This window comes from Mycobacterium sp. Root135 (genome assembly GCF_001426545.1).
GTDB lineage: Bacteria > Actinomycetota > Actinomycetes > Mycobacteriales > Mycobacteriaceae > Mycobacterium.
Genome location: NZ_LMEZ01000005.1, coordinates 905,877 through 931,141 on the forward strand (window position 1 = coordinate 905,877; position 25,265 = coordinate 931,141).

24 protein-coding genes and 1 riboswitch are annotated in these 25,265 nt (G+C 68.3%); of the genes, 4 read left to right on the forward strand and 20 right to left on the reverse strand.

Going from position 1 to position 25,265, the window contains the following annotated elements:
* Position 1 precedes the first annotated feature (1 nt).
* The 6 genes from gluQRS to ASD37_RS15500 form a co-directional block, all read right to left on the reverse strand.
* Complete coding sequence (gene gluQRS, locus ASD37_RS15475) at positions 2 to 874, reverse strand: tRNA glutamyl-Q(34) synthetase GluQRS (protein WP_056552399.1); 873 nt, start codon at positions 872 to 874, stop codon at positions 2 to 4.
* Positions 875 to 892: 18 nt separating this feature from the next.
* Positions 893 to 1,543: an MBL fold metallo-hydrolase gene (locus tag ASD37_RS15480; protein WP_056553431.1), complete on the reverse strand. Its 651-nt coding sequence runs from the start codon at positions 1,541 to 1,543 to the stop codon at positions 893 to 895.
* Between the two features lie 61 nt (positions 1,544 to 1,604).
* Positions 1,605 to 2,363, reverse strand: a complete 759-nt coding sequence (locus ASD37_RS15485; RefSeq protein ID WP_056553434.1) for a GntR family transcriptional regulator — start codon at positions 2,361 to 2,363, stop codon at positions 1,605 to 1,607.
* Between the two features lie 50 nt (positions 2,364 to 2,413).
* Positions 2,414 to 3,193: a 3-oxoacyl-ACP reductase FabG gene (fabG, locus tag ASD37_RS15490; RefSeq protein WP_056552406.1), complete on the reverse strand. Its 780-nt coding sequence runs from the start codon at positions 3,191 to 3,193 to the stop codon at positions 2,414 to 2,416.
* Between the two features lie 44 nt (positions 3,194 to 3,237).
* A complete protein-coding gene (locus tag ASD37_RS15495) occupies positions 3,238 to 4,281 on the reverse strand; it encodes a phosphotransferase enzyme family protein (protein ID WP_056552409.1) in 1,044 nt (347 codons plus the stop codon).
* A gap of 3 nt (positions 4,282 to 4,284) precedes the next feature.
* Entirely contained in the window at positions 4,285 to 5,556 is a 1,272-nt protein-coding gene (locus tag ASD37_RS15500; protein WP_056552412.1) for an aspartate aminotransferase family protein, read from the reverse strand.
* Positions 5,557 to 5,806: 250 nt separating this feature from the next.
* Here ASD37_RS15500 and ASD37_RS15505 point away from each other — a divergent pair, with 250 nt between their 5' ends.
* The 4 genes from ASD37_RS15505 to ASD37_RS15520 all read left to right on the forward strand — a co-directional run bounded on the left by ASD37_RS15505 (position 5,807) and on the right by ASD37_RS15520 (position 11,694).
* Positions 5,807 to 7,339 carry an APC family permease gene (locus ASD37_RS15505; protein ID WP_056552417.1) on the forward strand — a complete coding sequence of 511 codons (1,533 nt, stop codon included), beginning with the start codon at positions 5,807 to 5,809 and terminating at the stop codon, positions 7,337 to 7,339.
* A 97-nt stretch (positions 7,340 to 7,436) separates the two neighbouring features.
* A complete protein-coding gene (locus ASD37_RS15510; RefSeq protein WP_056553437.1) occupies positions 7,437 to 9,653 on the forward strand; it encodes a propanediol/glycerol family dehydratase large subunit in 2,217 nt (738 codons plus the stop codon).
* Positions 9,650 to 9,985, forward strand: coding sequence for a diol dehydratase small subunit (locus ASD37_RS15515; protein ID WP_056552419.1), 336 nt, complete (start codon positions 9,650 to 9,652; stop codon positions 9,983 to 9,985). The genes ASD37_RS15510 and ASD37_RS15515 overlap by 4 nt, the downstream gene beginning before the upstream one ends.
* 5 nt (positions 9,986 to 9,990) lie before the next feature.
* Positions 9,991 to 11,694, forward strand: a complete 1,704-nt coding sequence (locus ASD37_RS15520) for a diol dehydratase reactivase ATPase-like domain-containing protein (protein WP_082570202.1) — start codon at positions 9,991 to 9,993, stop codon at positions 11,692 to 11,694.
* On the opposite strand, the gene ASD37_RS15525 is transcribed toward ASD37_RS15520, so the two are convergent.
* The 14 genes from ASD37_RS15525 to ASD37_RS15590 all read right to left on the reverse strand — a co-directional run bounded on the left by ASD37_RS15525 (position 11,691) and on the right by ASD37_RS15590 (position 25,264).
* Positions 11,691 to 12,080 carry a hypothetical protein gene (locus ASD37_RS15525; RefSeq protein WP_156720892.1) on the reverse strand — a complete coding sequence of 130 codons (390 nt, stop codon included), beginning with the start codon at positions 12,078 to 12,080 and terminating at the stop codon, positions 11,691 to 11,693. The genes ASD37_RS15520 and ASD37_RS15525 overlap by 4 nt on opposite strands.
* 43 nt (positions 12,081 to 12,123) lie before the next feature.
* A complete protein-coding gene (locus tag ASD37_RS15530; protein WP_056552427.1) occupies positions 12,124 to 13,194 on the reverse strand; it encodes an ATP-dependent DNA ligase in 1,071 nt (356 codons plus the stop codon).
* Positions 13,195 to 13,198: 4 nt separating this feature from the next.
* Positions 13,199 to 14,113 (reverse strand): ACP S-malonyltransferase, encoded by a 915-nt coding sequence (locus ASD37_RS15535; RefSeq protein WP_056552431.1) that lies wholly within the window; start codon positions 14,111 to 14,113, stop codon positions 13,199 to 13,201.
* Positions 14,110 to 14,712 carry a malonate decarboxylase holo-ACP synthase gene (locus tag ASD37_RS15540; RefSeq protein WP_056552433.1) on the reverse strand — a complete coding sequence of 201 codons (603 nt, stop codon included), beginning with the start codon at positions 14,710 to 14,712 and terminating at the stop codon, positions 14,110 to 14,112. Before ASD37_RS15540 ends, ASD37_RS15535 begins: the two co-directional genes overlap by 4 nt.
* A gap of 1 nt (position 14,713) precedes the next feature.
* On the reverse strand, positions 14,714 to 16,438 hold the full coding sequence (gene mdcD / locus ASD37_RS15545) for a biotin-independent malonate decarboxylase subunit beta (protein WP_235568330.1): 1,725 nt from the start codon (positions 16,436 to 16,438) through the stop codon (positions 14,714 to 14,716).
* Positions 16,435 to 16,737, reverse strand: coding sequence for a malonate decarboxylase acyl carrier protein (gene mdcC / locus ASD37_RS32295; protein WP_056552435.1), 303 nt, complete (start codon positions 16,735 to 16,737; stop codon positions 16,435 to 16,437). Before mdcC ends, mdcD begins: the two co-directional genes overlap by 4 nt.
* Positions 16,725 to 17,570 carry a triphosphoribosyl-dephospho-CoA synthase gene (locus ASD37_RS15555; RefSeq protein ID WP_056553442.1) on the reverse strand — a complete coding sequence of 282 codons (846 nt, stop codon included), beginning with the start codon at positions 17,568 to 17,570 and terminating at the stop codon, positions 16,725 to 16,727. Before ASD37_RS15555 ends, mdcC begins: the two co-directional genes overlap by 13 nt.
* Positions 17,571 to 17,575: 5 nt before the next feature.
* Positions 17,576 to 19,213 (reverse strand): malonate decarboxylase subunit alpha, encoded by a 1,638-nt coding sequence (gene mdcA, locus ASD37_RS15560; protein WP_056552438.1) that lies wholly within the window; start codon positions 19,211 to 19,213, stop codon positions 17,576 to 17,578.
* A gap of 169 nt (positions 19,214 to 19,382) precedes the next feature.
* The gene (locus ASD37_RS15565) at positions 19,383 to 19,937 is read right to left on the reverse strand and encodes an aminobenzoate synthetase (RefSeq protein ID WP_056552441.1); all 555 of its coding nucleotides are present in this window, start codon (positions 19,935 to 19,937) and stop codon (positions 19,383 to 19,385) included.
* Entirely contained in the window at positions 19,924 to 20,706 is a 783-nt protein-coding gene (locus tag ASD37_RS15570) for an energy-coupling factor transporter transmembrane protein EcfT (protein ID WP_056553447.1), read from the reverse strand. Before ASD37_RS15570 ends, ASD37_RS15565 begins: the two co-directional genes overlap by 14 nt.
* Positions 20,703 to 22,193, reverse strand: coding sequence for an ABC transporter ATP-binding protein (locus ASD37_RS15575; RefSeq protein ID WP_056552444.1), 1,491 nt, complete (start codon positions 22,191 to 22,193; stop codon positions 20,703 to 20,705). Before ASD37_RS15575 ends, ASD37_RS15570 begins: the two co-directional genes overlap by 4 nt.
* Entirely contained in the window at positions 22,190 to 22,822 is a 633-nt protein-coding gene (locus ASD37_RS15580; RefSeq protein ID WP_056552447.1) for an ECF transporter S component, read from the reverse strand. Before ASD37_RS15580 ends, ASD37_RS15575 begins: the two co-directional genes overlap by 4 nt.
* Positions 22,815 to 22,924, reverse strand: a riboswitch (TPP riboswitch). Its footprint overlaps the gene before it by 8 nt.
* A gap of 58 nt (positions 22,925 to 22,982) precedes the next feature.
* Positions 22,983 to 24,854, reverse strand: coding sequence for an FAD-linked oxidase C-terminal domain-containing protein (locus ASD37_RS15585; protein ID WP_056552451.1), 1,872 nt, complete (start codon positions 24,852 to 24,854; stop codon positions 22,983 to 22,985).
* 2 nt (positions 24,855 to 24,856) lie between these two features.
* Entirely contained in the window at positions 24,857 to 25,264 is a 408-nt protein-coding gene (locus tag ASD37_RS15590; protein WP_056552453.1) for a tautomerase family protein, read from the reverse strand.
* Position 25,265 lies beyond the last annotated feature (1 nt).

The following is a 25,265-nucleotide window of genomic DNA, read 5'->3' on the forward strand; positions in this document are numbered from 1 at the left end:
CTCACTCGGGCTGGTAAACCCAGGGTTCGCGGGGTAGCGCGGTTGGGTCGAACTCGGTCAGCATGTCGGCGACGGCCCTGGTCGAGAACCCAAGTGATCCCGCGATCAACGCCCGTGCGCGCGACGTCCCGAGTTCGGCGAGGGTGACCGCGCCGTCGCGTTTGGCCAGTCGCTTGCCCTCGGTGTTGAGCACCAGGGGCACGTGGGCGTAGGTCGGGGTGGGATGCCCCAGCAGTGCGCCGAGATAGGCCTGCCGGGGTGACGACGACAGCAGGTCGTCGCCGCGAACCACCTGGTCGACGCCCTGGGCGGCGTCATCGACGACGACGGCGAGGTTGTAGGCGGGGACGCCGTCACCTCGGCGCAGCACGAAGTCGTCGACCATCCCGGTGTAGCTGCCGTGCAGCAGGTCGGTGACGGTGAACTGCGTGACCTCCGACCGCAGCCGCACCGCGGGTGGTCGGCCCGAGGCCGCGCGTTCGGCCCGTTCGGCGTCGGTCAGGTCGCGGCAGGTTCCGGGATATGCCCCCTCGGGGGCGTGGGGCGCACGCGGGGCCTGCAGGATGTCCTTTCTGCTGCAATGGCATTGGTAGGTCATCCCCCGATCGGTGAGCTCCTCGACCACCGCGTCGTACCGCGCTCCGTGGGCACTTTGGTACTCGGGCGGTGCGTCCCACGTCAGTCCGAGCGCGGTCAGGTCGTCGAGTTGACGCCCGGCGACGTCGTCCCTGGCACGATCGTCGAGGTCCTCGACGCGGACCAGGAATCGGCGTCCCGTCGACCGCGCGAACAGCCATGCCAGCACCGCGGTGCGCAGGTTTCCGATGTGCAGATCGGCCGACGGGCTCGGCGCGAACCGTCCTGCGGGGCTCATGCCCGTAAATCTAGTGGTCTACGCGCACGCTGCCGCCTCCGCCAAACCCGCCAGCGCCTGGGCCGTGGCCGCCCGCCACTGCCGTCCCGGTGCGTGCACGGCGGTCTCGCCGGGGAAGGCACTCGAGATGACCAGGTCCGGTGCCAGGGTGCCGAGCAACCGCAGGCTGTCTGCCAGGGGCTGAGACTCGCTGATCGGCGGGATGTAACCCGCGAACCAATTGCCCTCGGCTCCAAGCATTATGGTGTCGCCGGTGAGCAGGTAGCTCTGTCCGTTCACGCCGGGCACGAGGTAGCAGGTGCTGCCGGGGGTGTGCCCCGGCGTCGGGATCACCTCGATGCCGTTGCCGTCCACGTGCCGACCGGCGAGTGGCACGTCGACGTGCGCATGTTGGCCGATCTCGAGCAGTTCGATTGCGGGGGCATGCAACCGGGCGCCGAAGTGGCTTCGAACGCGAGCCAGCATGGGGCCCGCCTCGTCACGGTGTGACAGGTAGTGGTGGGCTACCCCGCCCAGTCGGTCGACGTCGCCGAAGTCGGCGTCGGTCTGGGTGCCGTAGAACAACACGTTGCCGTCCGGGCCGCCGGTCCAGAGGTAGGCGTGGGTCGTCAGCCCGGGAAAGGGACTGTCGGCGCGGGTTTCCCAGAGATCGGCGCGGATGGGTCGCATGTATCCTCCTCGAGTCGTGGTGATGTCATCGTCGAACATCAACAGGACTTGAGGTCAAGCGTTAACTGTGGAGCGCCACCGTCGCCGCGGCGACCGGCGACTGAACGCCGATCCCCCTGCCCTGCACGGTGACGCCCAATCGGGTGCGGTCGCCGCGGAACAGGTCGCGGGAGAACTCAATTGCCACGTCGTTCTGGTCGTAGGTGACGCGGGTGATGAGCAGCAGCGCCGACCGGGGCCTGATTGCCAGCAGCGAGGCTTCGTCGGGGGTGGCGTTGACCGCTTCGATCCGCTCGTCCGCACGGGAGGTGACGAGGCCGTAGTCGTTCTCGAGAATCTCGTAAATCGAACCGCCGAGCTGTTTTTCGAGTAACCCGGGAAAGGACTCGGCGGGGAACTGCGCCAACTCGAGCGAGATGGGGGAGCCGTCCGCCAGGCGGACGCGCTGGATCTCGACGACGAAGTCCGTCGCGCCGATCTGCAACGCCGTCTGCGTGCTGCGGTCGGGTGCGGTGATCTTGGTCGAGAGCACCCTGGTGCCCGCGACATAGCCCTGGTTCGCGAGGAAGGCCGGCACCCCCACCACGTCGGACAGGCTGCGTTGCACCTGGGCGTGGCTGATGAAGATGCCGCCCGCGCGGCCGATCACGCGATGGACCAGACCCGCCTCCTCCAACGCCGCGAGCATCTGGCGCAGGCTGGAGCGACTCGTCGAATAGTGTTCGGCCAGGTCGCGTTCGCTTCCCAGCTTCGCGCCGGGAGTGCCGGCGTTGATGTCGGCGACGATGCGCCGCCGCAGTTCCTCGGTCGACTTCGACATCACCGGCCCCCTCTCGCCATTCGGTTGGACCAATTCTAGGCGAGGTCGAGCTACTGCTCGGCGATCGCCGCCTGCGACTCGGGAAGAATCTGGCCACCGTCGACGACCAGGGATTGCCCGGTGACGTATCCGGCCTCCTCGGTGGCGAAGAACAGCGCGGCGTTTCCGATGTCCGCCACGGTGCCGAGTCGCCCGGCTGGCACGGATGCGGTCATTTGGTCCATGTAGTCCTGGCCCATTTCGACGAGGCCTTCGGTCATGATGTTGCCGGGGAGGACGGCGTTGATGGTGATGTTCTTGGGTGCCAACTCCATTGCCGCGGTCCGGATGAAACCGATTTGAGCGGCCTTGCTGGCGCCGTAGTGGGACCACCCCGGGTACCCGGTGAAGGGCCCCGTGATCGACGAGGTCACGACGATGCGGCCGTGACCGCTGGCGGTCAGTGCCGACAATGCTGCCTGGATGATGTAGACGGTGCCCTTGAAGTTGATGCCGAGCACCTCCTCGAGGTCCTCGGGGGTGAGGTCCTCGAGCCGCGCCGACGGGAAGATGCCCGCATTCGCGCACACGATGTCCAGCCCGCCGTGGCGCTCTACCGCCGCGGCGACCACCTTCTTGCAGTCGTCGGGGCTGGTGACGTCGGCGGACACCCCGGTCACCGTCCCGGGCTTGTCTGCCAGTGAGGCCACGGTGGCGTCGACGTCGACCTGGCTTCGGCCGGTGATGACCACGTTGATTCCCGCACCCGCGAACGTCTCGGCGATACCGCGGCCGATGCCGCGGCTGGCTCCGGTGACGATGGCCGTGCGGCCCTCCAACGATGTGAACATGTTTCGCCTTTCAGAGCGCTTCGGGGGCTATCACTGGGTGGGACTCAGGCCAGCCGTCGGCCGTCGAAGCCGAGATAGCGTTCGGCGAGTTCGCAACTGCCCTTGGCGTAGGTGATCGACATCGCCTGGGACTCCTTGGAATGGCTGTGCGAGCCCATCCAGGCCAACAGCAGCAGTCTGCGTAGCAACACGAACGACGGCAACATCGCCTCGTCGGCTGCCGACATCGGGCGCCGGGTCCGATACCCCGTTGCCCACGCGTCCTGCCACTCGGGTACCGCGGGGTCGTCCTCGAAGAAGGACACCGCCGTCCCGAAATCGTAGAAGTGCCAACCGAACCCGCAGTCGTCGAAGTCGATGACCGTGATCTTGGAGTTTGGACCGGCACCGTCGACGAGAAGGTTCGCCAGGCGGAGGTCGGCGTGGACCAAGCCGAAGACCTCGGGTCCGGTGCCGTACTCCTCGAGCCGACGTCGCAGGAGGTCGCGAGCCGGTTCGAGCACCCGCCGCTCCGCTTCGCCCACCCCGGTCGCGTCCTGCCACCGGCCCCACCGCGGCCGGTCGCCGAGGCTGTGCCGCCAGTCCCACGCGAACCGGTCGAAGCCGTTCGGTCTGGCCCATGTCGTCGAATGTTCGTGCAGCGCAGCGGTTATCTGGCCGAGGGTGTGAAAGTCCGAGGCGGCCAACATCTTCTCGTCGGGCTCGACACCGGCCACCATCTCGAAGTGCACGACGTAGCGGGCGATCCCGTCTTGGTCCACGGTCACCACTCGGCGACCGTCGCGGGCCGGACGTACGACGGGGACGGTGACGTTGCCGTCGCGGCGCAGCGCGTCGAGCCAGTCGAGTTCGGATTCGATCTGGGGGCGGCTGTGATATCCCTTGCGGTGCACGCGCAGGATCGACCGCACCCCGGTGTCGGAGTCGACGACTTCGTAGGTGGCGTTCTCCGACAGGTTCAGCAGGCGCAGCGTGGCGCGGGCGGGATGGTCGTAGTCGGCAAGGGCTGCCGTTGCGATTTCGACGTCGTCTGAGACGAAGCCCTCGTCGGTGCCAATCTGCTCTTCGCGCAAGCGCTCATCGCCCATCCGCTACCCCGCCTTCGCTGCTACGGCGGCCTTGCCCACCGCCACGTCCAAGCGTTCTAGCACGTCGTCGCACAGCTCGCGACTCAGAAGCAAGCCCGGCTTGAATTGCAGGACACTGGGATCCAGTGTGGAGAAGATTGCCCACACGCCGTTCTCATACAGCTCGCGCATCACGAACTTGGCACCCTCGGGGTGGTTGAACTCCAGCCCGATGATCACGCCGTTCTGGCGGATGCCGATGAACCAGTCCGCGTTGTCGGCTTGAATCCGGGCCAGGCCGGCGGCGAACACGTCGGTGATGGCGTGCACGTTCTCCCGAACCTCGGGGCGGCTGGTGATCTCGAGGGTCTTGATGGCGGCGACGCAGCCGAGTTCGGCGCCACCGAAGGTCGAGATGTGGGCGAAGCCGTCTTCGTCGAGCCACTGTGCGGCGCGCTCGCCGAGCATCGCGGCGGCGATGGGGTACATGCCGCCGGAGAGGCCCTTGCCGGACACCATGATGTCGGGTTCGATGGCGTGCTTGGTGATGCCCCACATCTCGCCGGTGCGCATCAGTCCGGTCTGCACCTCGTCGGCGATGTATAGAGTGTCGTGGCGTTCGGTGAGTTCCTTGACGGCCTCGAGGTAACCCGTTGGGGGGAGCGGGAATCCGTAGGTTGCGGGGATGGTCTCCATGATCACGGCCGCGACGTCGCCGCCGGACAGTGCCTGGTCCATCGCGTCGACGTCGCCGAAGGGCACCTGGATGAACTCGTCGGGCCGGTCGGAGAGGAACAGTTTGGAGAACCGGTCGTCACCGGTGGCGACGGCCAGGCCGGTATGTCCGTGGTACGCCTTGATGATCGAGACGATCTTGCGACGCTTGGTGGCGTGCCTGGCGCTCTTGAGCGCGATGTCGATGGCCTCGCCGCCACCAGATCCGAAGGCCACCTTGGTGATCGACGCCGGCGCCGAGTCGACCAGACGTTGCGCCAGCGCGGTGCGCGCCACGGAGGGGAAGTGGTGGTTGCCGACGTCGAAGTGCTGCATGCCCTCGACGAGGGCGGCCATGATCTCGGCGTTGCGGTGGCCGAGGTTGTAGGTGCCGCCGTTGAGGTGCATGTCGATCAAGCGGCGACCGTCCATGTCCCACAGGAAGTAACCCTCCCTGCGGTCGATGACCAGGTCGACCCCGGCGTCGGTCCAGAACTGGGTCTTGTCGGGGTTCCAGTACTTCTTGGCCTGCTCGAGCACCTGGGCCTTGGACTCGAACGAGAACGTGCCGTAGTCGAACAACTGGACTCCTGACTGAGGTGTCTCGCGCTTTGGTCTGGATGTAGATCTGTCTGGCTGCGAGTCGTCTAGATACGAGTACGTCTAGATGCGAGCGGGTCCACCCTAAAAAGGTGGGACCATTTATGTCAATGGACGGCCGTAACGGTTGCGCGATCTATTTGGTGGTGCCAATATACGGAAGTTCGACTGTGAGCCGCAGCACACGGCCATCGCCGGACCCCCATCGCTCGCCTGGAAGGTGACCACACAGATGACCGATCAAGTCGTTTCTCGCGACGAGAACACAGGTGACTCCGTCCAGCGGCTGAAACGAAACGCCGTCGGAACGGTCGGCGTCATCTTCATGGCGGTGGCCACGGCCGCGCCGATCACCGCGATGGTGGGCAACGTGCCGATCGCCGTCGGCTTCGGCAACGGGTCGCACGCGCCTGCGGGCTACATCGTCGCCACCATCGTGCTGGGCCTCTTCGCCATCGGGTACGCCACCATGGCCAAGCACATCACCGCCACCGGCGCGTTCTACGGCTACATCTCGCACGGGCTTGGGCGGGTCGTCGGCATGGCCAGCGGACTGCTGATCACCATGGCCTACATCGTGTTCGAGGCCTCGTTGATCGGCATCTTCTCGTTCTTCTTCCAGAACCTGTTCAAGACCCAATTCGACATGACCGTGCCATGGTTGGCGCCCGCGATTCTGATGCTGGTGCTCAACTGCATCCTCACCTACTTCGACGTCAACCTGACCGCGAAGGTGCTCGGGGTGTTCCTGGTGACCGAGATCGTGATGCTGTCCCTCGGCGCATTGGCCGTGCTGTTCAAGGGTGGCGGCCCCGACGGGTTCGCCGTGGCCGAGACGCTCAATCCGATCGGCGCGTTCACGCCGGCGGCCGTCGCGGGCGCCAGCGCCGGGCTTGGATTGTTCTTCGCCTTCTGGTCGTGGGTCGGCTTCGAGTCGACGGCGATGTACGGCGAAGAGTCCAAGGACCCCAAGCGGATCATTCCGCGCGCCACCATGATCAGCGTGCTGGGCGTCGGCATCTTCTACGTGTTCGTGTCGTGGATGGCCATCGCGGGCACCGGTCCGGCGAAGTCGGTGGAGCTGGCTCAGAGCGCGGACACGTCATCGGAGATCTTCTTCGGCAACGTGCGCACCACGTATGGCGAGTGGGCCATCACGCTGTTCAACATCCTGCTGGTGACCGGATCGTTCGCCTGCGGCATGGCATTCCACAACTGTGCGTCGCGCTACCTGTATGCCCTTGGGCGAGAGGGTCTGTCGAAGGGGCTGCAGAAGACGATCGGCGCCACCCATCCCTCGCACGGATCGCCGCACATCGCGTCGTTCGTCCAGACGGGCATCACGCTGGTGCTGATCCTGGCGTTCTACCTCGCCGGCATGGACCCCTACATCCACATGTACACACTGCTGGCAATTCTCGGGACGATGGCGATCCTGGTGGTGCAGGCGCTGTGTGCCTTCGCCGTGATCGCCTACTTCCACTTCCACAAGAACCACCCCTCCAGTGCACACTGGTTCAAGACGTTCCTGGCACCGCTGCTGGGCGGGCTCGGCATGCTGTACGTCGTCTACCTTTTGTGGGAGCACAAGGACGCGGCGGCCGGTGCGGCGTCCGGAACACTGTTGTTCCAGCTGACTCCGTGGATCGTGGTCGGGTTGTTCGTCTTCGGTGCCGGAATGGCGCTGTACTTCAAACTCCGTGACCCGCGGCGTTACGATTTGATCGGGCGAATCGTCTACGAGGACAACGCCGTCCGGGATTAGGCCGCAGTAGTCGTCCACGGTTTGCCAGCGAATGAGCACAGGAGGCCAGGCCGTGGACGACACCCCGGACCGCACGGCGGACCTCGACCAGGGCCGGATGCGCATCCTCGACGCCAAACCGGTCAACCTGGACGGCTTCAGCGTCGCCAACCCCGATCTCGGGTTGGTTGCGATGCACAGTCCGTTCGACCCCGAGCCGTCGTTGGTGGTGACGGACGGGGTGGTGGTCGAACTCGACGGCAAGTCGGTCGACGACTTCGACGTGATCGACGAGTTCATCGCCCTGTACGGGTTGGACCTCGACGTGGCCGAGGAGGCCATGGCGATGGACGATCAGGCGCTGGCCCGGCTGATCGTCGACTTCAACGTCTCGCGTGCCGAGGTGGTCCGCCTCGTCGGGGGCATCACTCCAGCCAAGCTGGCCCGGGTCGTCGCGCTGCTCTCACCGGTGGAGATGCAGATGGCGATGACCCGCATGCGGGCTAGGCGGACGCCCAGCAATCAGGCGCACGTCACCAACCAGCTCGACGACCCGCTGCTGATCGCGGCCGACGCGGCGAGTGCGGTCGCCTACGGTTTCCGCGAGGTCGAGACCACGGTTCCGGTGCTGGGCGACGCACCGTCCAACGCCGTCGCGCTGCTGATCGGCAGCCAGGTCGGCGTTCCCGGCGCGATGGCGCAGTGCTCGATCGAGGAGGCGTTGGAGCTACGGCTCGGCCTTCGCGGGCTGACCAGCTACGCCGAGACGATCTCGCTGTACGGCACCGAGCAGGTCTTCGTCGACGGGGACGACACCCCGTTCTCGAAGGCAATCCTGACCTCCGCGTACGCCTCTCGCGGGCTGAAGATGCGGGTGACCAGCGGTGGCGGCGCCGAGGTGCTGATGGGCGCCGCGGAGAAGTGCTCCATCCTGTACCTGGAGTCGCGGTGCGTCTCGCTGGCCAGGGCGGTGGGATCTCAGGGCGTGCAGAACGGCGGCATCGACGGCGTCGGCGTGGTCGCCTCGGTGCCCGACGGGATGAAGGAACTGCTCGCCGAGAACCTGATGGTGATGCTCCGCGACCTCGAATCATGTGCGGGCAACGACAATCTCATCTCCGAGTCCGACGTCCGGCGCAGCGCGCACACCCTGCCCGTGCTGCTGGCGGGGGCCGACTTCATCTTTTCCGGCTTCGGGTCGATCCCGCGCTACGACAACGCCTTTGCGCTGTCCAACTTCAACTCCGACGACATGGACGACTTCCTGGTGCTGCAACGCGACTGGGGAGTCGACGGCGGGCTACGCACCGTCCCCGTCGAGCTTCTGGCGCGGGTGCGCCGCCGCGCCGCGACCGCCGTCCAGGCGGTGTACCGCGACCTCGGCCTTGCCGACTTCGACGACGAACGAGTCGACGCAGTGGTGGTGGCCAATGGTTCTCGCGATCTGTCGCCCGGCGATCCGAAGGCGGTCGCGGAGGCGGCCACTGCGATAGAGGCCAAGCAGTTGACGGTGTTCGACGTCGTCGCCTCGCTCAAGCGCACGGGCTACGACGAGGAGGCCGACGCCATCATGGCGCTCACCAGGGAGCGGCTGCGTGGAGACCAATTGCAAACCTCGGCGATCTTCGACGGGGAGTTCCGCGTGCTGTCGAAGATCACCGACCCGAACGACTATCGGGGTCCGGGAACCGGTTACGCGCTGACCGCGGAGCGCCGCGCCGAGATCGACGCCATCCGACAGGCACGGACGGCGGACGAGTTGACGGCCGACCAGGCCGAGCATCACGGCCACCTGACGTTCACCGACGTCGAAACCGCCAGGCAGGGAAGCGATCCCCGCGAGGTGTGCATCGGTCTTTCGCCTGCCTTTGGCAAGACGGTGTGGTTGTCGCTGTGCGGTCTCACCATCGGCGAGGTGCTGCGGCAGATCTCGGCGGGGCTGGAGGAGGAGGGCTGCGTCCCGAGACTGGTCCGCGTCCGTTCGACCATCGACGTCGGCATGATCGGGCTGACCGCAGCGCGGCTGTCCGGGTCGGGGATAGGAATAGGTTTGCAGGGCAAGGGAACCGCGCTCATCCACCGTCGTGACCTCTCACCACTGGCGAATCTGGAACTGTTCAGTGTCGCGCCGCTGCTGACCGACCGGATGTACCGGGAGTTGGGCAAGAACGCCGCCAGGCACGCCAAGGGCATGGCCCCGATTCCGATCTTCACCGGCGGCACCGACGAGTCGATCTCCGCGCGCTACCACGCGCGTGCCGTCGCGCTGGTGGCGCTGGAGCGCGATGCCAGTGAACCGGGCCAGCCGCCGATGACGGTGGAGCTAACCCGATGAAGCCCGAGGACTTCACCGTCGAGGCTGCCGTCAACGGCAATCTGAGCCTGGCGGACCTGCGGATGGACCCGGCGACCCTGGCTCACCAGGCCGTCGTCGCCGAAGAGGGCGGAAACCCGCAACTGGCCGAGAACTTCCTGCGCGCAGCAGAATTGGCGCTCATCGACGACGAGGACGTCATGCAGCTCTACGAAGCGCTGCGCCCGCACCGCTCCACCGCCGCGGAGTTGGAGGCACTGCACACGTCCCTCGAGACCCGTGGTGCCTCGCGCTGCGCCGAACTGGTGCGCCAAGCCGCCGCCGTCTACGCCCGACGAGGTTTGTTGCGGTGACGGTCGTGGTGGCCGGGGTGGACGTCGGCAACCACACCACCGAGATCGTCGTGGCACGCGTCAGTGGCAGCGCCGTCGAACAGGTCGTGCATGGCCAAGCCCCCACCCGCGGACGCAAGGGGTCGCGCGAATCGTTGGAAGGCGCTGCGGCACTGCTGCACAAGCTGGGGGTCGAGGCGGGCGTCGAGGTCGACGAAGTCCTGCTGGCCGCACTACGACCGGTCGACACGGCCACCGCGCCGCTGCCGCCACCGTCCTCGCCGCGATCGCCGGTGCGAAGCCTGCGCGCCGTCCACGCCAGTACCCCGGCCGGAACCGGATTCGGGGTCGGCAGGCACCGCCCACTGCACGGCCTCGACGGGGACGTGATCCCCGGTCCCGCAATTGTTTCCGTGGACTCGGCGACCGACTTCGAGGTGGCTGCCGAGAAGATCTCGGAGGCGGTGGCCCGCGGATGGGACGTCGTCGGGGTGATCGCCGCCCAGGATGACGCGGTGCTGATCCGCAATCGCATCTCCGTCGACGTGCCCGTCGTCGACGAGGTGGTCCTCGACGGTGTCGAACCAGGGGCGTTGATCGCCGTCGAGGTCGTCGCCGAGGGCCGCGCCTACCGTGCCATGGCCGATCCGATCGCGCTGTGCGTCGCACTCGACATCGGGCCCGACGACATCGCCGACGTCGCCGAGTTCACCAGGGAACTGGCCGACTCCCCGGCCATCGCCGTCACCCGGCGAACCGGTCCTCCCGATCCGCCGCCGGTCGACGACGACTACGTCGACTGCACCGTCGACGGTGAGGTGGTGCGCTACTCACCCGCCCAGGCGCACGTCGTCCTGCGGCTTGCACCGCCGGGCAACGTCGTCGAGGTGCGGCTGAAGTCGGTCCGCTCGGCGAGGGACGGCCTCGCCGTCGACGACGCGTTCTTCACTGATCTGTCGTCGATCGACAACGGGGCCTGGCTGCGGCGCGGCGTCGCAGACACCCGCGGCACGGTCGTCGCGCTGCTGGCCGCCGACCTGGTCGCCGACGCGGCGTCGACCCTGCAGGAGCTCACCGGACGCCCGACCCGCACCGTCGCCGGCGAACCGGAGGCCGCGGCCGTGGGCGCCCGCACCACACCGGGATTGCCCCCTGGCACCGTCGTGTGCGACATCGGCGGCGGGACAATCGATCTCATCGGCGACGACCGGGAGGTGACCGCGGCCGGCGCCGGCGAGGCGATCACCACCGCGGTCGCCAGGGTGCTCGGCATCCCCCGCGCCTTGGCCGAACGGGTCAAGCGCACTCCCGCCCTGCGGGTGGAGGGTCCGCACGTCGCGCACGAGGAAGACGGCCGCCGCTTGTTTCTCGACAGTCCGGCGCCCGCGGATGCGATCGGCCGGTTGTGCACCCGCGGAAGTGCTGGGCTGGTGCCGTTTTCGAACAAGTTGGCCGCCGAGGAGTGGCGGAGCCTGCGGCTGGCGGTCAAGCAAGAGACCGTGGCCGCGAACATCGTCCGGTGTCTACGGGCCTTCGACGCCCCGCCGCCCGCGTTGGTGTTGGCCGGGGGCGGAGCGCTGGACGACGAACTGCTGCGCACTGTCGCCGAGGCCCTACGTTCGGCGTCGATCGTGGTGGGACGGGCGAACGTCGACGCGCAGCACGGGCCGCGCTTCGCGGTGGCGTCCGGCCTGGTGCACCTCTACGCGAGGACTGAGTTGCCGGCCTAGTTACCCCGGTACCCCGAGCCGAGGTCGACGATGTTGCAGTACGCGCCGACACCCGCAGGCTTCGGCGCGTTGTTGGTGTGGCTGACGATCGTCTTGCCGCCGATGGACACCTTGCACGTCACCGAGCCGGGGTCGCCGCCCGGGTGGATACCGGTGAAGGTCAGCGAGCGGGCGCTGCCGTTGTAGTCGTAGGCGGCCGACCACGGAAGTCCGGCCACCTGGACGATCGGCTCGTCGTTCGCGCCGAAGTAGGACACCTGGACCCCGTCGGCGAACGTGCCCGTCAACTCGAAGACGACGGGTACTGCGGCCGACGCCGTTCCGGGAGTCGCCACCAGCAACCCGGCGCCGAGCATGACCGCAGCTGTCAGGGACGTCATTCGCATTGGTCGATCATCCCACCGATTCGCGGCGTCGCGGGCGGCAACTTCAGAGACCGCCCAGCCCCGGGATGATGTCGTGGAGGTCGAACGTGGCCGGAACCTCGAGCTGGGCGTAGGTGCACGACCGCGGATCGCGATCCGGGCGCCACCGGTTGAACTGGGGGAGATGGCGAAAACGTTCGCCCTCCATGTGGTCGTAGCGCACTTCGACGACCCGCTCCGGTCGCAGCGGCACGAACGACAGGCTCTTGCCGGCGTTCCACCGCGAGCCCGCGCCGCGCACCGACGCGGGCTGCGACTCGGCCTGGCCACCCCAGTTCCACGGATGGCCCTCGAAAGTGGTTATCAGTGACTGCAATTCGGTGAAGAGTTCGCGCCGCGTCGCCATCGGGAACGCGCCGACCACCCCGACCGAGGCCAGCGCGCCGTCGTCGCGGTACAGCCCCAGCATCAGCGAGCCGATCGCGTCGTCCCCGGACTTGTGCAGGCGGTACCCCGCGACGACGCAGTCCGCCGTGCGTTGATGCTTGACCTTGAACATCACTCGCTTGTCCGGTTGGTACGTCCCGTCGAGTGGCTTGGCGACGACCCCGTCGAGGCCCGCACCCTCGAAGTCGTCGAACCAGCGTCGGGCGACGGTGACGTCGGTGGTCGCAGGGGTGAGGTGGATCGGCGGGCGGCAGTCGGCCAGCGCGGCGACCAGTGCCGCGCGACGTTCGGCGAACGGCCGCCCCGTGTAGTCGTCGTCGCCGAGGGCGAGCAGGTCGAAGGCGATGAACGAGGCGGGCGTCTGCTCGGCCAAAAGGCGCACCCGGGAGGCGGCCGGGTGCATGCGCAGCTGGAGTGCGTCGAAGTCCAGGCCGTCGTCGGTCGCGATGACGATCTCGCCGTCGACCACGCAGCGGTCGGGCAGCTCGGCGATCGCCGCCTGGACCAGCTCGGGGAAGTAGCGCGTCAGGGGTCGTTCGTTGCGGCTGCCGAACTGGACGTCGTCGCCGTCCTTGAACCAGATGGACCGAAAGCCGTCCCACTTCGGCTCGTAGGACGCGCCCTCGGGAATGGTCGTCACCGATTTCGAGAGCATCGGCCGGACCGGCGGCGTCACGGGTAGCTGCACGGGCTCATTCTCGCACCGCCAGTCGGACGGCAGCCTCGAAGCCGTTGTCCGTCAGCGAGATGGCGGTGATCGACGGCACGGCTGACGTGAGCAGCAGGGTCAGGACGTGACCGGGAGGTGCCTCCACGGCGCAGGTGACGCCGAGTTCGCCAAGCAGGCGGGTGCCGTCGTACCACTGCACGGGGCGTGCCACCGACTGCGCCAGATCGTCGAGGATGACCTCGGCGGACGCGGTGACCCGCCCCCTGGTGTTGGTGAGGTAGCGGCACGTCGGTCGGCGGCGCGGCAGCTGCGTCAGGTGCTCTGCCATCAGCCGTGCGGTGTCCTGCTGGATCGGGCAGTGCGACGCCACCGCGACGTCGAGTCGTTCGCAGCTCTGGGCGCCGGCGGGGCCGGCGGCGTCGGCGGCCCGCCGGAGCGAGCGACCGGTGCCGCTCACCACCGTCTGGGTGGCGGCGTTGACGTTGGCCACCCAGAGGGGATCGTCGTCGGTCCCGACGTCGGCGACGAGCCGGGCGACCGCTGTGGTGGGCAGCCCGGTCACGGCGGCCATGCCCCAATCGCCTTGTGCGCAAGCCCGTTCCATCGACCGCCCGCGTATCTCGACGGCGGTAAGTGCCTCGGCGAGAGTGAGGACACCGGCGGTGACCGCCGCGGCGAAGGCGCCCACCGAGTGTCCCGCGACGAACTCGGGGACCAGGCCATGGTCGTCGACGAGTGCCCGGGCGCCGGCCACGCCGGCGATTAGCAGCGCGATCTGCACGTTGACCGTGCTGGCCAGGGCGGCGGGAGAGTCGAGGTCGTCGATTTGCCAACCCGATTCGTCGAGCACCGCGGTGACTGCGGGGCTGGGTGGCAGGTCGCGCAGCAGGTGGGGGCGTTGGGCGCCCTGGCCGGGGAACAGGAGGGCCAGGCTCATGGCATCGCGGTGCGGTCGACGAGGCGGGGACCCTCAGCGGTGCGCACCATCACCTCGGGACGGCCGTCGACCAATTCGGCGAGTGTCGCTGCACCGCAGAGTGTTTCGACCTGGCAGTCCACCCGACACGCGGCCGAGCCGAACGCGTGGTTCAACGAGACCAGGGCCGGCAGTGCGCGTCGAAGCTCGCAGAGGCGGATCAACAGGTCGAGGTCGCTGGTGGCGGTGGCGGCCGGGTGGCCGGTAGCCAATTCGAAACCGACGCTGCCGGTCGGGCCCCACGCCAGCCCGGTGTCGTCGAGGAGCGGTCGGAGGCTGCGCAGGGCCCGGATCGCCGGCAGGTCGCGGCCGACGACGTCGGTGAGGGTTTCGGGAGCCGTCGTTTCGAGGACGTCCGGAGCGGCGACGACCGTGCCGTAACGCTGGGACCGGTCGGCGCCGCGCACTCCGACGGGGAGGCAGCCGTCGGGAGCCCGGTCGCGGCGGACCACCACCCAGGGTGAGTCACTCAGCGCGTGCACGGCCCAGGCCGGCGCATCTGGGGGCAATGCGGCGGGCCCGGTGACCCGCAGCAGGTCGTGCGGGCGAGCGGAGGGCACCTCAGGTGGCCGAATTCCATTGCTGCGCAAGCACTGCCCGGATCCGACGGGAGGCCGTCCTGGTCGAGACTGCTGCATCGGAGTCCAGTCGGTTGGACAGGTCGCGCGGACCGACGCGCGCGCGCTGTATGGCGCCTTCGATTGCGGCGCTGAGTGTTTCGACGTCCTCTCGCGTGGGGTCGTCGGCGTTGGCGACCGTCAGAAGCCCGTCGCAGAAGCCGAGGTTGGCCCAGTCCTTCACGTCATAGCTCATGGGGATGATGGTCTTCGCCAGCTCGTTGAGCTCGTCGATCGTGCGCAGGGTGATGCGGGCGGCGGCCGCCTGGTGCATGGCGTGGATTTCGACGCCGGGGTCGTCCAGAGCGAGGATCTGGTTGGCCTGCAGACCGTGGGTGAGGAAGCCGCCGGACAGGGCCTTGCCGACCACGACGGCGACGACGGGATGACCGGCGACGCGCGCCGCGTGGTACGCGTCGGTGGTGACGGCCATCGCCTGGTGCAGGCCCGCCATCTCCTCGTAACGACCATACGCCTGACTGGGGAGGTCGACGACGGCGACGATCGCCCGTTTGTGCTCTGCCCCTTCGTCGGCCGTAACCAGGTCGCGGACGGCCTTGGCCAGCGCAAGCGATTCGGTGAGACCGACCTGGCCCTCGCGGGCACGGTAGAACCGGTTGTCCGGATCGGGCACCACGGCCAGGTAGCGTGCGTCCGCCGTCGTCGCCGACAGGACGGAAGGGATGATCGATTCTACTGCGGCAGAACCACTCAGCGCGTGCATCCACGTCCGACCTCGCGTCGTCGGAGGGTCCGCGGCCTGGGCGGCGGCCGGTTGAACCGACGCGGGAACGGGTTCGTACGAGCCGCCCCACAGGGCGGGGAGATCGCTCGGACTGGGTGTGTCGGCGGGATCGTAGACAGCCAGCCGCGATGCCAGGACGTCGAGACGCTCGCTGCGATGCCGGCCGGGTTCGGGAACTCCGGCGTCAATCGCGTCGACCACCGCGGCGCGCAACAGGTTCGAGTCGTCGGGGACGAGCGAGTCGGCCAGCCCGGTGGCATGGCGTTGTCCACCCCCGTCGACCGCCCAGATGAGAGTGTGGTCCCGAGAGTCGAATTCGTCGACGCCGCCTTCCTGCTCGATGACGGCGGGTCCGTTGAGCCCGATGCGGGCCTGCGGCGTGACGATCAGCCGGGTGCACAAACCCGCGGCGATGCTCATGCCGCCGAACGATCCGACCGTGCCGGCCACCACCCCGATCACCGGGGCGTGGGGACGCAAATCCAATACGGCCGAGCAAATCTCGGCCACGGCGTTGAGCCCCAGGTTGGCTTCCTGCAGCCGGACCCCGCCGGTCTCGAACAGGATGACCGCGACGGTCGGGGTGCCCGCCCGCGAGTCCGCAGCCGCGAGCAGCAGCGCCTGGGAGATCTTGGCGCCCGACACCTCACCTGTTCCGCCGCCCAGGAAGCCCTGTTCGATGGCCGCGACGACGACGGGATGCCCGTCGACGGTGCCCCTGGCGACGACAGTGCCGTCGTCGGCTTGCGGTGTGATGCCCTGTGGCTCCAGCCACGGCGATTCGAGGCGGTCGAACGGCCCCGTCAGCACCCTAATTGACCCGGCATCCAACAGGGCGCCCGCGCGCCCCAGCGCGTCGAGTTCGATGAAGCTGTGGCGCGCGAGCAGCTCCTGCCAGCTTTGGCCCGCAAGCAATTCGGTCACGATGCCGCCGCCTCGGACGCCTGACGCAGCCGAAGGTTGACCACGCCCGGGGTGGCCCCGAAGTCGTTGAGCTCCCACCGGCCGGCCAGCGGTGTGCGGGTGAAGAACCGCTCGAGCACGTCGTGCCAGACGGTGTCGAAACCGTTGACGCTGGTGCGCACCCGGACCACGACGCCGTCGTCGTCGCCTGCCGCTAGTGGTTCGAGGAGGATCTCCAAGTCTCCCGACGCCACCACACCGACGTGTATCGGGCGGGTCGCGGCTTCTCGGGCCGGGAACCGGTAGGTCAGGGTCTGCATGACTGGGAGTACCTCTCGTCCAGGGCATCGAGAAACAACGTGACCGACAACAGATCTCCGCTGCCGCCGGGTGACAAGCGTCGGGTCAGACACAGCTCGTCGAGCTCGCCAAGGCGTCGACGTCCATGCACCGTGCCGATCCCATCGGCGTCAAGGACTGCCTTGGCGCCCGACTGCAGCGCGCGCAGTCCGTCCGTACCGCCGCGATGCAGCACGCACGTGTCGTCCACGGTCGCCATCAAGGCGAGAAGCGCCGTCAGGCGGGCAGTGCCCTCGTCGGCACCCGCCTCTCTGGCCGCCTGCAACGCGGGCAGCGCATGCAGGCGAACATGAGGGAACCCGGCCTGGGCCTCACCCGCCGCGCCGCCCACCCCGTAACGCCGACGGGCCTGCGCCCCATGCGATGTCGCGGCGGTGACGTGGGGGTCGGGGATAGCCGCCAGCCGCGCCGTGACGTCGACGGCTCCGTCGAGCGTGCCGGCCCGCGCGGCGCCGGCGCTGAGAAGTCCCATCGCCCAGAGCGCACCGCGGTGGGTGTTCACCCCGCCCGTCGCCGCCAGCATGGTCCGCTCACCGGCCCTGCCGATCACGCCGAGCTGTGCGCGTAGCTCGGGGTCGGCATCGAACGAGGTTGCCGCCGAGGCACATTCGACGAAGGCGGAGTGCAGCGCATCCGCCGACGCGTGCAGCATGGCCAGGTTCATGTCGGAATGGGCGCCGGAGCCCCGCTGGTCGACCAGCCCGGGTTTCGGGGTGAGGTCGGCTTCGGCCCGGATGGCCTCGACGGCCAGGTCGGCGATCTGGACGGTACTCAGCGCCGTTGCAGTCGACATCGGCGTCACCAATCCCGGAATTGCGAAGGGGGGTCGTACAACCCGCCGGACCAGGCCACCAGGTCCTCGATGCTGCGGGCGGCGAGCAGGGAACGGTCGGCCAACCGGGTCTCGACCTGGAGGTCCTCCGGGAAGGCCACCAGGCCGTCGCGGCGCAGGCTCTCCACTCGTCGCGCATCCGAGGTGCGGCCCACCGGCGTGACACCGGCGACCGCTGCCAGCGCGGCCCGGCGATCGTCCAACGAGTGCGCCTTGTAGAGGTAGGCGACGCCCTCCTCGGTGACGACGTGCGAGACGTCGTCGCCGTAGATCATCACCGGCGGCAGCGGCATCCCGGCCTGCTTGCCGACCTCGACGGCGTCGAGCGTCTCGACGAATGTGGGAACGCCACCGGCCCGGAACGTCTGGGCCATCTGCACCACCAACTTTCGGCCCCGGCGGCTGGCACCGTCGCCGTGCGCGAGGTCCAGCCACGCGGCCGACGAATGGCGGCGTCCGTGCGGATCGTGCCCCATGTTGGGCGCCCCGCCGAAGCCGGACAGCCGCCCGTCGGTCACCGTCGACGAGTTGGCGTCCTTGTCGATCTGCAGCGACGAACCGATGAACATGTCGATCGCATATTGGCCGGCCAGTTGGGCCAGCACCCGGTTGGACCGCAAGGACCCGTCGGCCCCGGTGAAGAACACGTCGGGGCGGGCTGCGGCGTAACGGTTCATGCCCGATTCCCCGCCGAAGCTGTGGATCGATTCGACCCAACCGGATTCGATCGCGGGGATCAGGGTGGGGTGCGGGTTGAGCACCCAGTGCTTGGCGATCGTGCCCTTGAGTCCGAGCTGCTCACCGTAGGTTGGCAGCAGCAATTCGATTGCGGCGGTGTCGAATCCGACGCCGTGGTTGAGCGAGACCACCTGGTGGCGCTCGTACACCCCGCGGATGGCGATCATGGCCTTGAGGATTTCGACGGGACCGATGTGGCGGGGATCCCTGGTGAACAGCGGCTCCAGGAAGAACGGCCGGTCGGCCTGCACCACGAAGTCCACCCAGCTGCCAGGGATGTCGACCCGTGGCAGGGTTGCGGTGTCCACGATCTCGTTGGCCTGCACGATCACCACGCCGTCGTGGAAGGCGGCGGCCTCGGCGATCGTCGGGGTGTCCTCGGTGTTGGCGCCTGTGTAGAGGTTGCCGTCGCGGTCGGCCTGCTCGGCGCACAGCAGCACGACGTCGGGGGCGAGGTCGACGAACATCCGGGCGTACAACTCGACGTAGGTGTGGATCGCGCCGATGTGGACCGTGCCGTCCTCGACCATCTGCGCGATGCGCACGCTCTGCGGCCCGGCGTAGGCCAAGTCGAGCTTGTCGGCGATGCCGCGCTCGAACAGGTCGAGGTGCTCGGACCGCGACACCGAGGAGATCAGCATGTGCAGCTTGTTGAGGCGCTTCGGGTCGCAGTCGGCCAGCGTCCTGGACAGGAAGTCGGCCTGCTTCTGGTTGTCGCCCTCCAGTGCCACCCGGTCCCCGGGGCGGATGACGTCCTGCAGCAGGTCCCCGAGCTTCGCCGGGTCGACGACCTTGCCGGTGCTGAACGCGCCGCCGGCCTGCATGCGCTCGGCCTTGGCGGTGCGACGGGTGTCCCACCTGGTCATGTCCCGTACCTCGTCATGTCACGCACCACCAAGGAATCGTCTCCCATTTCGCGACCTCAGACGGCGTTTCGAACGCACTGCGCCGCGCTAGTGCAATCTCACGTCGTGGATGGGCTGGGCGTACCCGGGTAAACCACGGGTCCCGTGCCAGAAGCCAGGTGGAGCTGCCTCAGGACGCTGCAGTCCAAAGCAACCCGTCCGCTGCCTCCGTGACGACCCAGTCGGCGACCGACCGCGGGTCGTGGCGGGCGATGTAGGCGTCCTCGTGGGCGGCCCACCGATCCCAATGCGGTCGGTAGGTGTCACCGTCGCGGAGCATCGCGCGCCGCTTGCGTTCGGCGTCGGGGGTGTCGACCCAGATCCCGAGATCGGCAAGGGCGCGACTTCCGGCGTTCAGCGCTCCGACGCCCTCGACGATCAGCCGCTGCGCGGGGTCGACGGCATGCCAGCGGCCGGGGACGTCCCGCACCCAATTCCAGCTGCGCCACCGGCCAGGGCGCCCGTCGCGGCGGGGCGCCAGCAGTTCGGCGGCGACGTGGTCGGCGGCCCAGGCCAGGCCGTCCCAGCCGGGGTAGACGTCGTCGAGTCGCAGGATCTGGCTGTCGTCCCACAGGCGCCGAAGGTGTTTGGCAAGCGTCGTCTTGCCCGACCCGGACCGGCCGTCGATCAAAACCGTGCGCGCACCGGTCTCGGACAGCTCGCGGGCGACGTCATCGAGTCGCAATGAGGTTCCAATGCCCGGTCGCGACCGACGTCGCGATCGCCACCGCGACGATGACGAACGCCGCACAGATCAACGCAACTTCGCGACGGCCGAACGGTGACGGCCGGGCCCAGGTGCGCGTCGGGTGCGCGCCGAAGCCCCGTGCCTCCATCGCGGTGGCCAGCGTCGACCCGCGTCGGATCGCGGACACCAGCAGTGCGAAGGCTTGTCCGGCAGCACGTTTGACGCGGCCCTGGTCGGCGACTCCGCGGGCCCGGCGCGCGTATCCGAGGTAACGCCAGTCCTGGCCGAGCAGTCCGACCAGGCGCACGCCGGCCAGGGAGCCGAGGACGAACCGTGCGGGTAGCCGCAGCACCTGCCCAAGCCCGTCGGCGAGCTCGGTGGGTTCGGTGTCGACGAACAGCAGCACCGACGGCAGGGCGATGGCGAGGACTCGCAGGAAGGTGGCCACCGCCAATGAGATCGAGCCGTCGCTGACGGTGATGAGCAGGAAGTGCCAGTGCACAGTGCCGCGCGATTCGCCGTAGAGCAGGATGGTGACGGCGGTCAGCGCGGCGGCCAACGCCACCATCGATGCGCGAGTGAACAAGGTACGCAACGGGACTCGCAACACCAGCAGCAGGGCCATCTCGAGAATCAGCGCGGTCAACGCCGACACCCAGTCGATGCTCAACACCAGGCCGATCGCGATGACCAACGCGGCCGCGAGCTTTGCGACCGGGTTGACCCCCGTGAGCCGAGTCGGGGCGGCGCCGACGGCGGTGCTCAGCACGGGGCGTCCGCCGAGGTCTCGACATGCCACGATCCCAGCTCGACCCGACGGTCGGCGAGCAGGGTGGCGAAGTCGAGGTCGTGGGTGATCGCCACGACCGCGGCTCCGTCGTCGGCGATCTCGGCGAGCAGGCGCACCAGTTCTTCCCAGGTGTTGCGGTCCTGACCGAAGGTGGGCTCGTCGAGGATGATCAGCCCGGGTGCAGTGGCCAGGACCGTCGCCACCGAGAGTCGTCGCTGCTCACCGCCGGAGAGGGTGTACGGGTTGACGTCGGCAATGTGGTTGAGCCGCAACCTCTCCAGCAGGGAATCACAGATGTCGGCGACCGCGGTCTCGTCCTTCTTCAGCGCGCGTGGGCCGAGCGCGAGCTCGTCGCGGACGGTGGCGGTGAGGAATTGGTGTTCGGGATTCTGAAACACGCTGCCGATGCGGGTGAGCAGTTCCCGCGACTTCCACTCGACGGGTGCCCTGCGACGCGGTGCCGGTGCGAACGTCTCGTCGGCGGTGAGCGTCCCGTCGCGCTGGGGCAGCAGTCCGCCGAGGGTCAGCGCCAAGGCGGACTTGCCCGCGCCGTTCGGACCGGTGACGACGGTGATTGCGCCACGGTCTATTTCGAAGGTGAGGTCGTGGGCGCCGTCGCCCGGGCGGTAGCCGACTGCGAGGTTGGCGGCGTCCAGCAGCGGGGCACCAGGAGCGTGGTGGCGGGTGATCGCGGGCAACTCCGTGCCGGGCACCCAGACGCCGGCCCGCCGCAGCATGTCCCGCTGTCTGCCGAGGGTGTCCTCCGGAGGCCCGTCGGCCACCACCCGCCCGTCGTCGCCCAGTACGATCACGCGGTCGACCACGGGAAGCCATACCGCCGTGCGGTGTTCGATGACGACGAGCGTCGCGCCGGTCTCCGCGGCAGCCGTTGCGACGGCGTCCCTGACCTCGACGACGCCGGCCGGGTCGAGGTTGGCGGTCGGCTCGTCCAGCAGGATGAGACCGGGGTTCATGGCGAGCACGCCGGCGAGAGCGAGCCGTTGCTGCTGACCACCCGAGAGTGCCGACGTCTCTCGCGTCAGCGGAAGGTCGAGGCCGACGGCGGCCAACGCCCGGCGCACCCGCGGCCAGATGGCGGCGCGCTCGACGTTGAAGTTCTCCATGCCGAACGCCACGTCGTCACCGACGCGCGACAGGATCACCTGGGAGTCGGGATTTTGCAGCACCATCCCGATCCGACTGCGGCGGCTAGCCGGTGGCGCCCCGTCGACGAGGAGTCGACCGGTCTCGTCACCGTCCTCGTTGCTGTCGAGAAGGCCCGCAAGACCCTGCAGCAGAGTCGATTTCCCGGAACCGCTGGCGCCGAGTAGCAGCACCCGCTCGCCCGGTTCGATCGTCAGGTCGAGGCCGTTGAGTGCCCACCGCGCGCGACCGGCGTGACGCCAGTGCCAGTCCTGCGCGATGACCGAGACACCGCCGGACTGCGGCGGCGGGACGCTCATCGCGTCAGGTTGGGCTGTGACCCCACTCTGCCGGACGGGAAGCGTGACAGGGCACCGGTCTTCGCCAGGCCGCGGACCACGAACCAGGACAGGGCGCCGGCGATCAGCGCACCCGAGACGATTGCCGACACCACGTAGATCGCCGAGAAGGTCGCCGCCGAACCGGGATACCAGAGAATCAAGTCGTTGATCGCAAGCGCCAGGCCGGCGGCCGCACCGGACAGCACCGCGACCGGCAGGTTCCACGCGCGGTAGAGGAACACCGCGAACACGAGCTCGGCGGCCAGACCCTGCACCAAGCCCGATTCCAATGTCAGCACGCCCCATTGGTTGCCGACGAGGGCCGAGACGGTGGCGGCGACCATCTCCCCGTACAGCGCCGCGCCCGGCTTGCGGATTACGAGGGCGGTGAGGACGCCGGCGAACAACCAGCCTCCGCCAAGCAGTGCCTGAAGGCCGGGCAGCACCGCGCCGAGGGGAGCGCCGATCGGGTTGGAGGCGATGTTCCACAACACGAACACCAGCCCGGCCGCGACGGCCAGCACGCTGGCCACGACGATGTCGACCACACGCCACCTGTAGCTCCGCGGCTTGCTGGTGGGTCGATCGGAAACGATGTCGGTACTCATCTATTTCACTCCCTACGCCGGCATGATCCGGTCAGGTTCGTACGGTCGACGGCGCCAGCCGTCCTCTCAGCGCACTTGGCGTGCACTCCCGTGTGGGTCGCCTTCAATCTAGCTCAGTGCTGGCGGTATGCGAAGTTCCGTTCGTGCAGGGACCGTGGGGTCAGGCCTTGACGGAGATCTTGAAGATCAGGGCGACGAGTGCGCCGAAGGCGCCGTGGGCGCTGACGTAGAGCCGTTTGGTGTCGTATCCGGCGACGTCCTTCATCGTCTCGGCACCGAAACGGGCGGGGCGGTTGCCGTCGACGACGGTGACGTCGGCGCCGAGCAGGGCGTGTCGGATGCGGTCCCGTTCGACGCCGGTGGCGGTGGCCACTACTTCGCCGATCGTTCGCGCCGTGCCCGTGGTGGGGACCGCGGCGCAGGTGACGCCGTGGGCGTCGAGATAGCGGTTGACCGCCTCGACGGTGGCTTCGGCGCCGACGACCAGGCTGAGGTTGCCGAGGTTGACTGCGACGTCGGTGTTGCCGCCGGCGGTCAATGGGGCGTCGGGGTCGTGGACCAGTGCGCCGCTGAGCGCGGCACGGACCGCAGCACCGAATCCGGCGGTGTCGGGCTCGTCGGGGGACGGGTCGGGCAGCATGATCCCTGGGTTGAGCAGCCCCTCGGGGTCGAACGCCTTCTTGATCGATCGTTGGGCGGCGATCTCGACCGGTGTGAAGCGCTTCGTCATGAATTGGATCTTCTCGGTGCCGACGCCGTGCTCACCGGTGATGGTGCCACCCAATCCCAGTGCGGCTTCTATGATTTCGTTGTTCGCCGCTTCCAGCGACGCTGCCGCCAGCGGGTTCTCCTTGTCAAAGAACGTGGTGGGGTGCAGGTCGCCGTCACCGGCGTGGCCGCACACCGCGATGAACAGCAGACCGTCGGAATGGCGCGCCGCGGTGGCTTGGATGGCTTCCTGCATGTCGGGTATCCGGTCGCGGGGCACGGTGACGTCGCCGATGAAGAAGCCCTTGCCGCTCTGGACCACCGAGTTGGGCGCGTTGAGGCGGCCGTACCAGAGGGCGGCGCGATCGTCGTCGGTCTCGGCGACCCGAACCTCGGTGGCCCGTTCGCGCAGCACCCCTTCCACGATCTCCTGTTCGTGGGGCACCTCCGCTGCCGTGCCGTCGACGTCGACGAGGACGATCGAGTCGGCGTCCAATGGGTAGCCGGTGTCGTAGAACTGCTGCAGCCCGGCGATTCCCGCGCGGTCGAGCCACTCCACGGCGGCGGGCACCACGCCGCTGGCGATCACCGCGGCGATGGTGTCGGCCGCTTCTCGGGCAGAGGCGAACGCGCCCATCAGGCTGTGGGTGACGGCGGCGACCGGGCGAAGCGCGACCGTCACCTCGGTCACGATCGCCAGCGTGCCCTCGGATCCGATCACGACCCCGAGGAGGTCGGGTCCCTCGTCATCGGCGGCGAAGGTGCGCGTCGAGCCGTCGGGCAGGACGACGTCGGCGGACAGGATGTGGTTGAAGGTGACGCCGTACTTCAACGCGTGTGGGCCGCCGGCATTTTCGATGAGGTTGCCGCCGACGGTGGCCAGATGCGCCGAGACGGGGTCAGGTGAGAAACACAGCCCATGTGGTGCGAGCGCCGCCTGTAGGTCGGAGTTCACGACGCCGGGTTCGACGCGAGCGCTCCGATTCTCGACGTCGACGTCGAGAATGCGATCGAGACCGGACAGGTCGAGCAAGACGCGGGTCGTGGTGGGCATCATTCCGCCCGAGCAGTTCGACGCCCCGCCGCGCGGCACGATCGACACGTGGTTTTCGGCCGCAAGCCGCACGATCGGTGCGATGTCGTCGCGTCCATGGGGACGTACGAGAAGGCCCGCGAGTCCTCCAACGCCCCAGTAGTCGTGGCCGCGTTCGGTCAGCACGCCGTCGTCTGTGGTCAGCTCGCCATGTCCGGCGACCGCCGCCGCGAACCGCTCGATGGCGGGATCGGTTGTGGCCATGCGGTTCTGCGGACTCTGAGTCGTCATGGTCAACCTGGGTCCTTCTGGTCTCGGAGCCACGCTTCTTCATCCCCCGGATCTGGCAGGACTCGGCCACCCTCGATGGCGAGGTGCGCCGGACTGTTCTGGATGACGACGAGGACCTGCTTGGCCGGGATGCCGGTCACTCGAGTGGCGGCGGCGGCAATCTCGGCCACCAGCTGGCTACTCTGCGCTTCGGGGTGTCCCGTGCGCACCCATCCGTTGATCAAGAGTGGTTGCGCGGGTTCACCGTTGGTGTACAGGTCTTCTGGCGGCAGCTCGTGGAAGACCACGTTGACGTAGGTACCGGGGACGTGGTTGATCATCGAGTGAATCCTCGTCACCTCACCGGCAAGGCTGGCCTTCGTCTCGGCGCTCAACACCGATTGCACTGTCGTGCAGGTGTATACGGGCATG